The following is a 15,952-nucleotide window of genomic DNA, read 5'->3' as shown; positions in this document are numbered from 1 at the left end:
TTTTATCAGGTCAATTACCCATTTTTAAAATTAAGTTTTGAATAAACCTTTCACACTGATATAACTGTTCAAGCGACACGAACTCGTCCGGCTTATGTGCCTCGTTTATTCTTCCGGGTCCACAAACGACGCTAGGCACGCCGACTTCCTGAAAAAAAGATGCCTCAGTGCCATACGCTACTTTGCCCGGCTGATGCGGCCTCAATAGCGATTGGACCAATTGAAATATTTCCTCGTTTTCTTTAGCCTCAAGCGCGGGAATTTCCCCTACACACTCGAAGCTAACGTGCGCTTCCGGATCATTTTTTTTCATGCGTGGCTCTACCTGTTCCGCCACATAGCGGCCAATGCTTTCCATGAAGCTGCCGGCCTGAACACCCGGCAGGTAGCGGTATTCGAAAAAGAATTCACAATCAGCGGGAATAATATTCTTCCCACTCCCGCCGGAAATTATGTTGGTCGACAAAGTTGAAAAGGGGACATCGAATCCATCTATTTTCAGGCCGTGCTCCTCTTCGCGCCACGCCAGATCCTGAATAAAAGTGATGATTCGCGCGGCATATTCGATCGCATTCACACCATGCGGCGTCAACGACGAGTGCGCAGATTTACCATGCACCTGGCATCGATAAATACGGCCGCCTTTATGCGCTGCGACCATTTTCATCTCAGTCGGCTCTCCGACAATGCATCCGGTTGGTTTAATTCCTGCCGTCGCAAGGTCTTTAAGCAACCCTGGAATTCCGAGGCATCCGGCCTCTTCATCGTATGTCAGAGCGATATGAATAGGTGTCTTTAAAGAAGATGTCGCCATCATCCGTGCTGAACCAAGAACAACGCTAATGAAACCTTTCATGTCAACACTGCCGCGCCCGTATAATTTTTCGCCCCGGATTTCTGCACAAAATGGATCAGAGCTCCACAGCTGGCCATCAACCGGAACAACATCCGTGTGTCCCGATAAAACAATGCCACCCGGACCTTCACCAAAGGTGGCAATCAGATTTGCCTTATTACGCTCTTTATTAAAATCGAGCCGAATACTTGCACCCAGGTTTTCAAGATAAGATTTCGTCCAATCGATCAATGCCAGATTGGAATTTCGACTTGTCGTGTCGAAAGAAATGAGTTGTTTTAAGCAATCAATCGTTGTCTGTTGCGGCTGTAGAACTGTTTTCATTGTTAACACCTCGTGAACTAAACATTGACACCGCGACGATCGTCAGCGCCAGGTATTTCATGAATACTTGTCTAAAAATTCTCAGTAAGAGGAAAGTTAATAATTAATGGAAGGATTATTTCCAGGGCAAATCACGCCCGCCACCAGCATCCCTTCCGGATCGGTGCTTTCCAGGGAATGCAGTTGTTTGCGAGGTAGGAAAATGATGTCACCTGTATTCACAATTGTTTTTACGTTTTCGGTCCACATCATGCCGCTACCCCGCATCACCATTAACACCTCCTCGTACAAATGGCGATGTGGAGCAGCTTTTGATAGCGGAATCTCGCCGATGAACTGGGTAATAATTTCAGAGCCGTGGCGCCCATCCACCATCATCTGAAAGAACCGCTCAGCCATCACCTGGCGCTGTGCCGGATCAATCCGGGCAATCCGTTCGGGATGCCTTTCGTCGAAGTTATTGCGCATCGGTACAAACGCGGGAGCTCCGGTAAACAAGGGTGAGACCGACGTAAAGCAACGCAAACTTTCCGCCGTTTCGCATTGAAAAGAAAAGACTTCGTTCGGCCTGATGTAGATACCGGTGTCTTTATTAATCTCGAATGGGAGACCGGAGATCACAATAGTGCCTCCACCGGAGACCACTGTCAGCACAACCTCACACTCACCAAACGTCATTGAGGGGCTTTCCACAGAACCGATTTCCACCAGAAAAAGGGACTGATGGACAGCGCCATCAGCACTTCCCACTATCTCGACACAAGAAAAATCCGTTGTTAAAAGGGGTGCGGTGGACCGCATATCGCACACTAGGCAATTTCCATCAAGGCGCGCCTTGCCATCTGCTTCCGCCGCTATCTGTGGTATCAAGCGATTGGATGTACTAAGCGGATCGTCATCGGCGTACCTGGTAATAAGACTGTTGTGTGTTCCGTCACAAAATGGCTTATTTTTACTTTGCTTGCATCCACAAAACAATACCTCTTCACCGGCGAATTTTGCAACGTATCGCATCGGCATCAATCCGCTACCTTTGTGGGAGCCATCACAAAAAGGCTGGGTCTGGCTTTTACCGCAGCTGCACCATAGATAGCTTTTACCCGCTTCCAATTCCACATAATAGGGTTTGAACTGGACTGCAATCGGTAACTTATCTTGATTCATATTTTTTGTCTCTCATGTCAGAATTCGACGTGCACCGTGTTCGGGTTATGTGGCAAAGGCATGACGCTTTTAACTTGCCGACGATCTGCCCGGTAGAATTTTATTGCAGCACTTTGGCCTGGCGCGACTGCATGACGATATCGATCGTCCGGCCTGCCAAATACATGGAAATGACCGAACCAAGGAAACTGGCTATACCTAATGACCATCCGGCGATACAAACAATGATCAAGTTAATAGAAAACATGAGGCGCCCGATACTGAACCGTGGAAATAACTTTGCCAATATGACGCAAACGATATCCAGACCACCAGTGGCGCCATGAAACAGCAACACCAGAGCAACCGCAGCGCCATTGACCACGCCTCCGACCACGGTCGCTAACACCCAACTGTGAATACCCGGCACCGATTCGAACACATACAGAAACAGCGACATGGCACCGGCTCCGACCAGGCAAAGCAATAAGAACCGCAATCCGACGAACCGAAAACCAATAAAAAATAACGGCAGGTTGGCGATAACATTCACCAGGCCGATAGGTTGTCTGAGCCAGTCCGAAATCAGCGCCACCACCCCTCCAAATCCGGGAGGCATGAGCTGATTGGGCTTGAGCAATAACTGGTAATTAATAGCAATTATTGCGGCACCCAACGCGACCATGGCAAGTTGTACCCACTCGATCAGCGGGGCGTCCTGTCTAGGCATATCTGGCAAGCGCATTCATGGCCGCGGCGACTTCTTGTTCGGTGTTATAAAAATGCGGAGCGACACGAATAACGTCATTGCGTGCCGATACGATGAAGCCATCGTTAGCCATCTTGCGCTCGACCGTCTGGGCATCATGAATATAGATCGCCGTAGTTGCTCCTTTAAGGTTCACATCCAGCGGGCTGGCAATACGCAAGCCTTTACTTTTTGCTTCCTGTAGCGCGATGTCAGACAAGAAACGCAGATGGGACTCCACATCTGCCATGTTCAGGCTGTTGAGTAATTGCATACCGGCGCGTGCAGCGCAAGCATTGATCATTGGAGCGGTTCCTGTATCAAACCGTCGTGCGCCGTCCGCATAATCAAGATGCCGTATATCAAACGCGAAAGGATTAACACGACCAAACCACCCTGTATTACTCGGCTGGAATTTTTTTGCTAAATCGCGACGGACATATAAAAATGCAATCCCCGGGCAACCAAGCAAGAATTTTTGCGCACCACAAGCCAGCAGGTCAATTTCATCGCGCACCACATCGATTTGCATTGACCCGACTGACTGGTAAGCATCTACGTAAATGAGCGCGTCATGCGAATGCGCTAGAGCTGCAATAGCCTGAATATCCTGCTTGAAACCGTTGTAATACGAAACATGAGAGATCGACACTAATCTCGTACGTTCATTGATCGCCTCGCGGTAAGCCTCCAGATCGATGCAATTTTTGCCATTGTCCGGCACGAACTTTACTTTTGCGCCTTTGCGTTCATGTGCCAGCCAGACGTGGCCGAGTGATGGGAAATCGATGTCCGCCACAACGACTTCGTTCTTGTCGCCGGTAAATTCGAATGCACTGCCGATCGATGACGTGATATCGGATACGCAGGACATGACCGCGATATCACTCGGATCGGCGTTGATCAATCGGGCAAATTCTGCTTTCGCTCCGTCAACCTCTGTTACCCAACCGACCCAGTCCATACCTTGTTCCAGCCAAGATGTCGTGTAGTCTCTGATCGCCGTTGCAACCGGTTCCGACAATGCACTTTGCGAGCAACTTGAGAGCTGTGCCTTGCGCGTTAAAATGGGGAAAAGTGCGCGCTCTTTTTCGAAGCAGAATGTCATTGCGATCCTTTAGGTGTCAAATACTATGGGATTGATCTTAGCAACGACTTTATGAAAAGTATGTAAAGCGCTTTACATATTCATGCGAATAATTAAAAATAATAAATTACTCGAATTTCTTTTGAGTTTAGATAACTCCGCTGTTGCCTGACGCTGTCTGACGATGTCCATGCAAGGCAAAAAAAAGCTATGCGGGGGTAGTTGTGCTGATCATTTTGCAGTTCGTTAATCTTGGTGTGTATTACTGTGAAAGAGAAAATTGTGATAGCGAATAAGAAACATAACGCATTCAATCTCTCGGCGCCGGCGTTAGCAACACCGCAGCACCAGTTTGTCTCAATTTGGTTGACTGATCTGGATTACGACTGGTCTGAGATCAAACAACGTGGCCGGGAACGAGTGGCCAAAAAAGAAGAAATTTTGTTTCTGGAAGGGCAGCCAACCAACACCGTCTATATTGTCGAAAGTGGCCGCATTCGTCTGGTTACTTACTCCCCCGACGGTAAAGAGCAGCATCTTGCCGTAATCGGTAGCAATGGCCTGGTAGGAGATTGCGGACTTTTCTCTGTTGGACGCCATCAGTGTTCCGCGATTGCTTCTTCCGAGGCCACGATCTTCGAAGTTGCGGGGGACACCATGCTGCAGGCCGTTCAGCGCCATCCAACCGTTATGCGCCAATACCTGGCGCTGATAGATGTGCGCTTTAGGATTATGTTGCAGCACTATGCCTTACTAAGTGCAAGTTCAGCGACGCAGCGCGTGTGTTATCACTTACTGGGATTGATGCATGGTTATAGCTCTCCTCATCGTGGCGGACTCGTTATTCGTATCGTCTTCACGCAACAGGAGATGGCCAACGTCTGCAGTATTTCGCGCGTCAGTGTCTCGAATATATTTAGCATGCTGGAAGACCAGCACGTCATCACCCGTGAGGGCCGCAACATCGTGATTATTGATCCGAAGCGTCTCACCACTCTTGCCGTTGAAACGGAATAATTTTTTAACTCAGACAGCAGCTTAGCGCATTGACGTTGGCATACTCGACAAATTCCAGTCGCGCAGCAACGCTGCAAGTTGCGTTCCCTCCTCATCCTTGAGCGCTGCCTCTCGTAGCTGACGTATGCGGTTGACGCCTTCATCTTTACCTGCCAGCTGCGGCAGCAACCCTTCGATCAATTTGAAATTACGCATGCCCCGCGCATGGGTATCTCCGTATCCCTTTACCAGGCGCTGACATTCGGCTATTTCTACCGCTAACGCATATTGCGCGCTGGCGTGGTGCTCGATATGGGCTAACCAATTGTTCATCTCTGCGTGTTCACGTTGATAGCGCAGCGATTTGGGACGCCAGCTACGAAGGGATGCGACCCCGTACAGCAACAGAAATCCGGATAGCGATGTGGTGCGCACCACTCGCCCTTTTGACGTCATGCGTTCGACCCATCCTCGCAAATGCCCCGGACGCATCAGCATCTTGCCCAACCACGGAGGCAAGGTGTCAGCAATCTCATCAACGCGCGGGTGAAAATATTCGTTGATGTGCAGCAACTGGTCGGGCTTGACTTTGACTTCCTTGTTGACACGCTGAAAACGGGTTGCGCGAATTTTCAAATCCGCCACCCGCACCGTATCCTCATATGACATCCACAGTGCGAGGTAACGTGCGGTTTCGATCAAAAGTTGTGCGTCGCTTTTGGTGTCAAGATCGCGAACGATCGTCAGCCGCTTGAGGTATAACTCGGCATACGCAAGGCTCTGATAGTCGGCTAAACGCCGTACACCAGCTTTCAACACAGTCGCGGCGACCAACGGAAACTCCGCAGCAATACGCGCATCCAATACGTTAAGGAGAGATCGGGTTCGATCAACTGCGGCAGGGATGACGGCCGTTACACTTTCAAGAGGGATTGTTTGCGCCAGTTCAAAACCGGCATCGAATGCCATCAGGCTGCTTTCGACACCGACGCCGGCACGACGAATGGCTTGCTCGAACTTGTCCCGGGAGAAAGGTAATGCGCCGGTTCCGGACAAAGCCCCAAACAACGCGGCGCTAATGACGCTGCCGCTTTTCTCCGCCAGTATGGCGAAATCACCGCACACGAAACGCTTTGCAGCGGCGCGCGCGGCCTCGATGAATGGCAGAGCGTCCACGCGACCATCACCCATTGCGCTCTTTTCAATGATTGAATAGACACGATTGGTGGAGGCGATCAATGTCGTCTTACTAGCGCTGACCAGGCCACGCTGAACGGCACGTCCCATTTCCATTAATTCGGATGCAATCACAATATCCACATCGCCTGGCACAGGCATCAGCGACAGTACAGGTGCAACACTATGACCGTTCAAATCCGCGGCTTGTGGCAAAAATTCCACGTAGTAGATGGTTGTGCCAGTACGCTGCGCCACTCCCGGGACCGAAGTGCTTTGCGCCGGATAACCTTCATGCTCTGCAAGGTCGACAATCCAATCGGCGAGCACGCCGCCGCCCTCACCGCCCATGGCCAGGATAGCGATACCGAGAGGCCGAATGTGGGTGCCGGGCGCCTTGCCGCCTGACCGGGGGAAGCTAGCGGATGTAAATTTACTTTCATGCATAACTTAACTCCCTGATCGCCAGACGTCGCTGCAAATAACCTATCACCGCGGCCGCTACCCGCGTTGTCAATTTGTCGAAGAATGTAGGGTTACTGATGATTTGCGCACGGTAGAACGACGGACACAACACTGCGGCATGCGCGACTTCTCCGCATACACCACAACCGACACAACTATCGAGTACGGTGGCAACCGGGTCACGACGTAATGGGTCGGGATTATCCTTGACTGACAATGAGGGACATCCCGACAAGCGTATGCATGAGTGATCACCGGTGCAAGTATCAGAATCCACGCCAAACCGCTCGCGCACCACACGTCGACCTTCGCTGGCCAACTTACGCAACAATGGCTTGATGCGCCGTTGCTTGTTGAGCATGCATTCAGACTGAGCAATGATGACTTTTGGTCCCCGTACTTTGCTGGTCAATGCATCGCGCAACGTGTCGCGCATCTTCGAAATGTCGTACGTATTTGTGACGGTACGTACCCATTCGACGCCAATGCCACGCACAGCTTTTTCAATAGGCATATTGGTAACGCGGTTCGCATTGCCCGCCTTCGAGGACAGAATATCCTGCCCGCCGGTTGCCGCGGAATAGCCGTTGTCGATGATGACAAGCACGTTATCGGTCTTGTTGAAAACTGCATTGCCGACCCCGCTCGTTAATCCGTTGTGCCAAAAACCACCATCGCCCATAATGCTGATGGTACGTCGTGTCGCCTCACTCGAATTGAAGGCCGATGCGCCAGCCCAGCCAAGGCCATAGCCCATGGTGGTGGCACCCAGATTGAATGGCGGCAGGATGGAGAACAGGTGACATCCGATATCACAACTGATGTGATGCGGACCGATTTCGCGCTCGACCAGTTTCATTGCAGTGAAGATGGGGCGCTCCGGACAGCCGGTACAGAACGATGGTGGTCGCGGATGTACATCCATCACTGCCGTTGACAACTCAGCAACAGATATCCCGGCAACGGGCACCACGCTTTTTATTACCATCGCAGCAGAAGTTAATTCGGCTGCAGCGGCGAGGCGCACCGGAATGATGACCGGACGCGGCATCAGCGCAGCACGCATACCGTCGGACAGTCGCTCACGAACGGCGAATGCTGGACGATATAGGTCAAAAAATTTCAGCAAGGCCCTTAACACCACAGTGGTCGTATATTCACCTACGCGCGGCAACAGATCCTTTCCATGTACGCGGGTCTGTAAATCCACGCGACGCAGACTGGTGTTGACCGCATGCTCGATGAATTCAGGTTGCCCTTCCTCTATCATGAGCACCGCCTGCTTGCCTTCACAAAAGCCGCGCAACTCGTCGTCAATCAGCGGATAAGCCACATTCATGACATATAGCGGCACCTCCGTCTTACCCTCCACGTCAGCCAATCCCACCAGTTGTAGCGCACGGATGACCGTGTTATACATCCCTCCCTGCACGATCAGTCCGTGGTCAACGCCGGTATCGCCGAAGAGTTCGTTTAGTTGTTCACGACGAATGAATTCGACTGCCGCTGGCCAGCGCTTGTTAATTTTTTCATCTTCGTGCACAAAACTGGCAGGCGGCAGCACTATACGACTAACGTCGCGCGATGGGTTATCCATAGCGTTCGCCAGTGAAAACGATGGCCGCACATTGTCACGGGCAATGAAATGGCCGTGCATGTGACAGGCGCGTATGCGCATCTGCAACATTACCGGCGTGTTGCTGGCCTCCGACAACTCAAAACTTTTCTCGACCGCACGCACAATCGACGGCAGATTCGGGCGCGGGTCCAGTAGCCAAATTTGCGATTTCATCGCAAAGGCATGGGAGCGCTCCTGCATGATGCTTGAGCCCTCGCCATAATCTTCACCGACGATAATCAATGCACCACCTGTGACGCCACCGGAAGCAAGGTTCGACAACGGATCTGATGCCACATTAGTGCCCGCCGTTGCCTTGAAGGTGATCGCACCGCGAAGAGGATAATTAACCGAAGCAGCTAACGTTGCCGCTGCCGTCGCCTCACTGGCACTGCTTTCGAAATGTACGCCGAGCTCTTCGAGAATATCGCTGGCATCGGCCAGCACATCCATTAAATGCGAAATAGGTGCTCCTTGATAACCGGCAACGTAAGACACGCCCGACTGTAAAAGAGCCTTCGTGACAGCGAGAATGCCCTCTCCCGTGAACACCTCTCCTTGTCCCGCACGAAGTTTTTGAACTTCCTTCTTGAATGATCTTTCTGCCATGCCGTCTCCACCTATAGTTAGCTTCGGAGGGATGCGTAATGACTTCGCGCAAGCCGCATCACGTCCCGAATTTAATGCTTTAAGTTTAGTTGCACCATATGATATAAGTCAAATAGACAAACTTTGGTTGCGGAATAAGTCCCATGGATATCCTCGATATTGATCTGAACCTGCTTCGGGTTTTACACGCCATCACGGAAGAAGGCAGCCTGACCTTGGCCGGAAATCGCCTCGGGCTCTCGCAGCCGGCAGTGAGTTACGCTCTAGGGCGACTCAGGACGTTGTTTAACGACCCGCTGTTTGTTCGCACTGGCAACGCGATGCTACCGACGTCCACCGCACTGGAACTGCGCGCCCCGGTGCGCCGGGTCATGTCCGCAGCGCAAGAAGCCCTGCGTCACGCCGAACGTTTTATTCCCGCGCAGAGCACAAGGACTTTTCACCTGGCGCTGTCAGACATAGGAGAAATGGTGTTTCTGCCACCGGTGTGCGAAAAGCTTCACATGGCCGCACCGGGCATCCGGTTAGAAGTGGTTCAGTTGCCGCAACCGCAAATTGAGGAAGCACTGCGTAACGGCCGCCTTGATGCCGCTATCGGCAACATCCCGACGTTGAAAACATCGACACGCTATGCACCGCTGTTTCATGAGGCTTATGTCTGTATGACAAGCAAGCGGCCCGGCGTGACCAAACAAAAACTGTTGCTCGACGAATACGTCGCGTTTTCGCATGTTTTTGTCGCGTCGACAGAACATAGTCACCGCATGATCGAAGATTTTTTGCGTCAGCAAAAAATACACCGAAAGATCGCGTTGCAGATTCCGCATTTCAGCGCGGTACCGGGTATCTTGAAAAGCACCGGATGGGCGCTGACGCTGCCGCGCCGCGCCGCTGAGTACTTCAACGGCTCTGGAAATTTTTCCCTATTTGAGCTTCCGGTTACGGTCCCCGAAGTTGAAGTAACCTTGCACTGGCATGAGAACTTCGAAGAGAGCGACGCGAATCGCTGGTTCCGTCAATTGTTGATGGAGGTACTCGCCGAATGATGAGATTTACGGTATTTTGAAAGCATACTGAAAAAACAGATAGCCGAATAAAATCGGTCGCTATCTGTTTATCACTTTTTCGCAAGCCAGTTAGATGGCAGTCTGATCGTCACGGAACTTGGACAACGATTCACCCGGGACGCCTGAACTCAGCGGTTTAAAAAAAAGATCAGTGTGGAAAAATCGAACCCACCATGGCGGCGAGCGCTTCCAACCATCAAAGGTCGAGCACAAGCATGCTGGATCTGGCGCGCGAACAGCAAGGCAAGAACTGATCATTTCTGGCTTGTTCTTCCGGCGTCAGATACATGTCTTTATGTTCCGGTTGACCCTGCAGAACGCGGGTCAGACAAGTGCCGCACACCCCTTGTTCGCACGAGACTGGAATTTCTATTCCGGCTTGTAACAACGCTGCGACCACTGAGGTTTCGGCTGGTATCGTAATGACGCGACCAGAACTGGCCAACGTGACTTGAAATGAACGGTCCTCGGCGGAGCTGGTGACGGCACCGGCAAAAAATTCGTAATGTAACTGCTCCTCAGGCCAGCCCTGCGCTCGCGCACCGCTCAATACTGCATCCATGAATCCCGCTGGCCCGCATACATACAGGTGCGTATGCGGGGGAGCATCGGACAGCAATGCCTGAAGCGCCAGTTTTTGGGTCGGGTCCCCGGCATCAAAATGGAAATGGACGCGCTCGGCATAGGCAGACTGTTTGATGCGCTCATAAAATGCGGTGCGCTCTTGTGACCGGGTGCAATAGTGCATCTCGAAGCTGGCTCCGATCACTGCAAGCCGCTCGGCCATACATAAAATCGGCGTGACACCGATGCCGCCAGCGAGCAACAAACTATGACTGCCACCTGCCGCCAACGCGAAGTGATTTTTTGGCGCACTGATTCGCAATGTGTCCCCTTGTCTGATGTGCGCATGCACGCTCTCCGATCCGCCTCGCGAAACGGGATCGCGCAAGACGGCCAACAGATAACGATGGCTATCGTCGGAAGTGTTGCAGAGCGAGTATTGACGCACAAGCCCACTGGGCAAATGCACGTCGACGTGGGCACCGGCTGAAAAAGCCGGCAAGGCCTGCCCCTGCGGATCGACCAGCTCGAGACTGCATATATCGGTTGCTTCCTGTTTTTTGTGCGCCACCAGGACGGTGAAAGTAGAGTCGATCATTTTAGTCTCGCGAGATGGTCACCGCCAGAACTTGAAGCGGTGATCCGGGTTAACAATGCGGGATCACGGTTCCGCGCTAATCTGGTGCGTACGACAAAGCCATAGATACTTCTTAGGGCGACAGGATGGTGTCTCCGGCCGCACGCTGCAGCAGCAGCGACAATTGCTCGGCTGCCGGTGTCAATGGAAAGTGATGTGACCATACCTGCACCAGATCCGGTGCCGCTAGCCGTTCCTGTATCGGGATAACACCGACCAGATGTTTGAACAAGGAACTGAAGGCCCATGCCTTGGGCAGGATCGCCAGGGCATCGGTGTTGGCCAGCAGTGTCATCATGATCAGGGTCGATTCGGCACGCGTGCGTACCGCAGGACTGGGCAGCGCATGCACCGAAAATACTTCCTCGAACTCCAGTTCGACCCGTTCGTGCAATCCGGAAATGAGCCATTCCGTCCCGGATTGAGCGAGTTCGGCCAGGCTGCGGGCGTGTCGCAGCGGATGCTCGTTGCGGGCCATGACGAAGCGCTCGTTGTTATCGATATGCTGCAGGTGGTAGGCCCCGCCCTCGGCGCTGCCGGCGGGCCCAATATAAAAATCAAGCTGACCGTCACGCAGACGCGGCTCAATCGCCGAAAACTGCCCTTCGACGATACGCAGACTAACTTCAGGCATCAACTTTCGAAAGCGCGGGTAAGCGTAAGGCAGCAGTCCCAACACCGACGCGCTCGACAATGCTACCGACACCGAGCCGCGCATATCGCCTTTGAATTGGCGCACGTCGTCGTAACCGCGGCGGATCGATTGCATGGCGCTTTGCGCCCGATACAAGAATTTTTCGCCGGCCGGCGTCAGCACCACTCCCCGCGCATGGCGCTCGAACAGCGCAGTGCCGATATCTTTTTCAAGTTCCTGCAAGCTGCGCGAAATGGCAGGTTGCGTGAGACCGAGTGCAAGCGCGGCACTGCGCAGGCTGCTGGCTTGCGCAATCGCCAGAAAATCTCTTAAATGACGATGCTTGAGCATGAAATGTTCAACGTTTCAAATGAGCGCACTTCAACCCGGTTTTGGCTATCGGTGCCGCACGCATCAGGTCGCAAAAGTGACCGCCTGTTCTTTTTCGATCAACGCTGCCAATACCCGTCGCGCACGTATCGCCGATGCATCCGTGGCCAACAGGATCGGCTTGAGTGACATCAGGTCAGTGACGCCTCCCATGCGTGACTGGCAGGCCATGATCATCGGATCGTCTTCATAGCGAAACACGGCATCAAGGCCGATCCGTAACTTTTCACTGAGTTCCGTATCGTCGCGCTTGCAATCGCGCCCAGCCTTCCAGAAATAATGCGTCGCGCTGGCGCTCTCAGGGGTCAGGATATGCGCAACGGCATTCGAAATCCCTTCGGACTCCGGACGTCCGCATTCGGTCACGCCAATATCAAGCAGCAGCGTTGAAGGAGGGTCCCAGCGCATGTGAGCGCGCCGGTCCACCAGCGTAGTGGGTGGGCCATCCCATAACATCTGCCACATTTTGGTAAGAGGTTCGCCCGGCATATTGTTATACGCCCACACGGTGTTGCCTTCCACTTTCAGTGAAAACGTGTTGCGATCGCTGGAATCGGTGTTGCCTATCAACGGATGCAAATATTGCACGTGACTCAGATCGAGCAGGTTGTCTGTTGCCAGTTCATAGTAACAATTCAGGCGTAGATAACCGCTGACGTAGGTGCGCCGCTGGTGATCGACGATAGCGCTGAAATCCGGCAATAAGGCCGGGTCGGCATCTTCCGCACGTCCCATCCAGATCCAGATCATGCTGTATTTTTCGAGCAATGGGTAGGAGGTGACTTTGGCAGCCTTCGGGATCGCGCCATGCGGATTGTGTACGCAGATGCCATCCGATCCATAGCGCAAACCATGGTATGGACACTCCACCACGCCATCGACCAGTTTGCCTCCGGACAATGGCGCAAAACGATGTGGGCAGCGGTCGGCCAGCGCAATCGCCTTGCCGAACACGTCACGATAAAACACAATAGGCTGGTCCAGCAAAGTACGGGCAAGCATTTTGCCGGCGACCTCATGATCCCATGCAGCGGCATACCAGGTATTCCGCAAGTAGTTCATGCGACACTCCTCTGAATTCATTACGTGATGATGGATGGTGCTGGCAGGAACCTCTGGTAATCCAACGTGTCCCTGCGACAAGAAGCGCGCTTTGCTCTGTCGGTTTTTTTTATTGGAGCGGCAATGAGGTCAGATCACGTTCGCCGATCATCGGACGGCGTTTGATGACTGCTTCATCTTCACCGGAGCGGAAGCGCTTGACCAGATCTTCCGGATCGAAATCCACGCCAATTGGATTAGCTTTGAAGTCGGGAGAGTAAAAAAATTGCGCCGCTTCTTCTATCGTGTCGTAATTATCGATCTGCAATTCGATCTGATTGGCGTCGGGATCTCGGTAATACAGTGATGTAGTGGGTCCATGATTGGTGCAATACACTGGCTTGATGTCACCATCGCGCAGGCGTTCGTAAGTCGTCACCAGATCGCCCAATGTGCCGTAAGTGAAGGCGATATGATGCACGCCGGCAGCGCCGGTTTCCTGTGGCTTGAGATTAGGCATGTTCAACAGGGCGATGCGATGGTGCTCTTCGTCATAAGTCAGAAATGCGAGGCCGTCGTCGGCGTAGATCGTCTTTGCGGATAACACGCTGGTATACCAGGCGCGCATGATCAACATTTGCGAAGTACGCAATACAACGTGGGCTAGCTTGGCAGGTACCGGCACGGTTTGCAGCGCGACTTGATTTTGATTTGTCATTTATGGTCTCCTCATTACTGATTGTTGTCATCATTTTGTTGTCATCGTTTGACCTGAATATAACAAGCACTAGCTGCATCCGTAAGATGATAATTTAGTGCGTCCGATGCCTGCAGGTAATCGGTGGACTGCAGGAAATCGGTGGCACACATCAAATCAAATCGAACCTGCCATCAACATTTCGTTCGTTATGCATCATCCCTTATGTATCAGTCGCGCGCGGCCCGGGCAGGCGGATTGCCGCAGACCAGGTCGAACACATCATTCGCTGCGGGCCACTCGCTGCCTGACCAGGCGACGTGTTGATCCGGACGGATCAACGTGAATCGCTTCGGATACAGACCGTGTATCGCACCCATCTGTGGATGGATTACCTTGAGCGGAATACCACGTTGTGCAGCATCGGCCACGGCTGCGGCAGGGGCGGCCTCTTCGGGGTTACCGGACACCAGCAGCGTAAAACCGGCGCCGAAATGATCGAATAGAGAGCTGCCGTCATGCAACCAGGCATGCGGTGCCCGGCAGCCCGGCTCGGCGCTCGGTACATAATTGAGGAAATCGCGTGGCGCTTGCGGATGCGGCGTGCAGGCAATCACCGGAGAATCCGAATAGCGATCGCCAAGAAGCGTACCCAAGGTATAAAATTCCGACAGCTTTCCGGCCCGAATGCGCTGCCCTACTTGTTCACGAATAGCGGCTCCTTCGGACGTATCAGCTTCGATTCCCTCCTGCAGCAAGCCATTACCGAGCAGGGCATGATTGGCAGTTGCTTCATTCATCACATGTCGGTGTACCGGACGACGTTCGCGCTCATAGCTATCCAGCAAGGCCGGTCCGCCCCACCCTTGCAATACCGCAGCCAGTTTCCAACCCAGATCGACGGCATCGCTGATACCCATATTCATACCGAAGCCACCGAATGGTGGGTGCAGGTGGGCAGCGTCGCCGGCCAGGAAAACACGACGGTCACGGTAATGGGTGGCAATGAACTTACTGGCGACCCATTCGTCGGCGCTCAGAATTTCGTAGGGTAAATCGATGCCGGTGGAGAGACGTATGTAATCCGCTGCATTTTCTTTGGTAATCTTAACGTCGGGTGGCAATGCGGTCGGCATAAAATACCAAAGGTCGTCTTTGTCCATCGGTCCGATGAGGCTCGGCATATCGGCATTGATTTGCCAGTACATGATGGCTTTTCCGAGACCATGGGCCTTTTCCATCCCCGGCGCACGGAACACGAAATTGTAATTGCGCGATAAGCCATAGGTCCCTTCCAGGGTCGCGCCGATGCCTTCCCGCACCAGACTGCGCCCACCATCACAGCCCACCAGATATTCGGCATCGATTTCCTGTTGCTCGCCGGTAGCCAGATTTTCTACCGTGACGACTACGTGATCGTCGAACTGTTCAAAGCCGACCATCTGGCATTGCAAGCGCAAGGTTGCACTGGGGATGGTTTCCAGATGGTTGCGCATGACTTGTTCAACGACATATTGCGGTATCCATTGGGCATGCTCTGAATACAGCGGATTACGGCCGGGCGCGCAATACATGGCATTATCAAATTTGGCTAACATCTGACCCGAGAGGCGGGTAGCGAATACGACGTTAGACGGATAGTCAACCCCGAACGGCGATGCCTCGGCCAGCTTGTGCGCAATACCCCAGCGCCGCATATGTTCGCGGGTACGCACATTGGTTGTCTTGGCGCGGGGGGCCATGCCAACGCGTTCATTGCGGTCTATTACCAGGCAGTTAATTCCGCGCTGGCCCATTTCGATTGCCAGACTTTGTCCGACAGGACCCGCGCCTATGATAAGAACCTGAGTCTTGATACGGGATAACGATGCAATAGTCACTTGGTGGTCTCCGGGTTGCT

13 protein-coding genes are annotated in these 15,952 nt (G+C 52.8%); 2 read left to right on the top strand and 11 right to left on the bottom strand.

The genetic code is table 11. The features are described from left to right. Positions 1 to 10 precede the first annotated feature (10 nt). The 4 genes from argE to JQN73_RS16630 all read right to left on the bottom strand — a co-directional run bounded on the left by argE (position 11) and on the right by JQN73_RS16630 (position 4,179). Complete coding sequence (gene argE, locus JQN73_RS16645; protein ID WP_205319948.1) at positions 11 to 1,180, bottom strand: acetylornithine deacetylase; 1,170 nt, start codon at positions 1,178 to 1,180, stop codon at positions 11 to 13. A gap of 96 nt (positions 1,181 to 1,276) precedes the next feature. Next, positions 1,277 to 2,296, bottom strand: a complete 1,020-nt coding sequence (locus JQN73_RS16640) for a CDGSH iron-sulfur domain-containing protein (protein WP_240162302.1) — start codon at positions 2,294 to 2,296, stop codon at positions 1,277 to 1,279. A gap of 148 nt (positions 2,297 to 2,444) precedes the next feature. Then, positions 2,445 to 3,053 carry a YitT family protein gene (locus JQN73_RS16635; RefSeq protein WP_205319945.1) on the bottom strand — a complete coding sequence of 203 codons (609 nt, stop codon included), beginning with the start codon at positions 3,051 to 3,053 and terminating at the stop codon, positions 2,445 to 2,447. Further along, entirely contained in the window at positions 3,046 to 4,179 is a 1,134-nt protein-coding gene (locus JQN73_RS16630; RefSeq protein ID WP_205319944.1) for an aminotransferase class V-fold PLP-dependent enzyme, read from the bottom strand. Before JQN73_RS16630 ends, JQN73_RS16635 begins: the two co-directional genes overlap by 8 nt. 261 nt (positions 4,180 to 4,440) lie before the next feature. Between JQN73_RS16630 and JQN73_RS16625 the strand changes: the two genes are divergently transcribed. Beyond that, positions 4,441 to 5,175, top strand: a complete 735-nt coding sequence (locus JQN73_RS16625; RefSeq protein ID WP_205319943.1) for a Crp/Fnr family transcriptional regulator — start codon at positions 4,441 to 4,443, stop codon at positions 5,173 to 5,175. A 21-nt stretch (positions 5,176 to 5,196) separates the two neighbouring features. Here JQN73_RS16625 and JQN73_RS16620 read toward each other — a convergent pair whose 3' ends face one another. Both JQN73_RS16620 and JQN73_RS16615 read right to left on the bottom strand, forming a co-directional pair. Continuing rightward, positions 5,197 to 6,777, bottom strand: a complete 1,581-nt coding sequence (locus JQN73_RS16620; protein WP_205319942.1) for an indolepyruvate oxidoreductase subunit beta family protein — start codon at positions 6,775 to 6,777, stop codon at positions 5,197 to 5,199. Continuing rightward, the gene (locus tag JQN73_RS16615) at positions 6,770 to 9,022 is read right to left on the bottom strand and encodes an indolepyruvate ferredoxin oxidoreductase subunit alpha (protein WP_205319941.1); all 2,253 of its coding nucleotides are present in this window, start codon (positions 9,020 to 9,022) and stop codon (positions 6,770 to 6,772) included. The genes JQN73_RS16620 and JQN73_RS16615 overlap by 8 nt, the downstream gene beginning before the upstream one ends. A 143-nt stretch (positions 9,023 to 9,165) precedes the next feature. On the opposite strand from JQN73_RS16615, the gene JQN73_RS16610 reads away from it, so the two are divergent. Beyond that, positions 9,166 to 10,068 carry a LysR family transcriptional regulator gene (locus JQN73_RS16610; protein ID WP_205319940.1) on the top strand — a complete coding sequence of 301 codons (903 nt, stop codon included), beginning with the start codon at positions 9,166 to 9,168 and terminating at the stop codon, positions 10,066 to 10,068. Between the two features lie 217 nt (positions 10,069 to 10,285). Here JQN73_RS16610 and JQN73_RS16605 read toward each other — a convergent pair whose 3' ends face one another. The 5 genes from JQN73_RS16605 to JQN73_RS16585 all read right to left on the bottom strand — a co-directional run bounded on the left by JQN73_RS16605 (position 10,286) and on the right by JQN73_RS16585 (position 15,932). Continuing rightward, entirely contained in the window at positions 10,286 to 11,251 is a 966-nt protein-coding gene (locus JQN73_RS16605) for a PDR/VanB family oxidoreductase (protein WP_205319939.1), read from the bottom strand. Between the two features lie 112 nt (positions 11,252 to 11,363). Continuing rightward, positions 11,364 to 12,275 (bottom strand): LysR substrate-binding domain-containing protein, encoded by a 912-nt coding sequence (locus tag JQN73_RS16600; RefSeq protein ID WP_205319938.1) that lies wholly within the window; start codon positions 12,273 to 12,275, stop codon positions 11,364 to 11,366. 63 nt (positions 12,276 to 12,338) lie between these two features. Next, entirely contained in the window at positions 12,339 to 13,376 is a 1,038-nt protein-coding gene (locus JQN73_RS16595; RefSeq protein ID WP_205319937.1) for an aromatic ring-hydroxylating dioxygenase subunit alpha, read from the bottom strand. Between the two features lie 109 nt (positions 13,377 to 13,485). Then, positions 13,486 to 14,073 carry a VOC family protein gene (locus JQN73_RS16590; RefSeq protein WP_205319936.1) on the bottom strand — a complete coding sequence of 196 codons (588 nt, stop codon included), beginning with the start codon at positions 14,071 to 14,073 and terminating at the stop codon, positions 13,486 to 13,488. 209 nt (positions 14,074 to 14,282) lie between these two features. After that, positions 14,283 to 15,932 (bottom strand): FAD-dependent monooxygenase, encoded by a 1,650-nt coding sequence (locus JQN73_RS16585; RefSeq protein WP_205319935.1) that lies wholly within the window; start codon positions 15,930 to 15,932, stop codon positions 14,283 to 14,285. Positions 15,933 to 15,952 lie beyond the last annotated feature (20 nt).

The sequence above is a fragment of the Glaciimonas sp. PAMC28666 genome (assembly GCF_016917355.1).
Lineage (GTDB): Bacteria > Pseudomonadota > Gammaproteobacteria > Burkholderiales > Burkholderiaceae_D > Glaciimonas.
The sequence above is the reverse complement of the archived record's forward strand: the minus strand, read 5'-3'. Positions and strand labels throughout refer to the sequence as shown.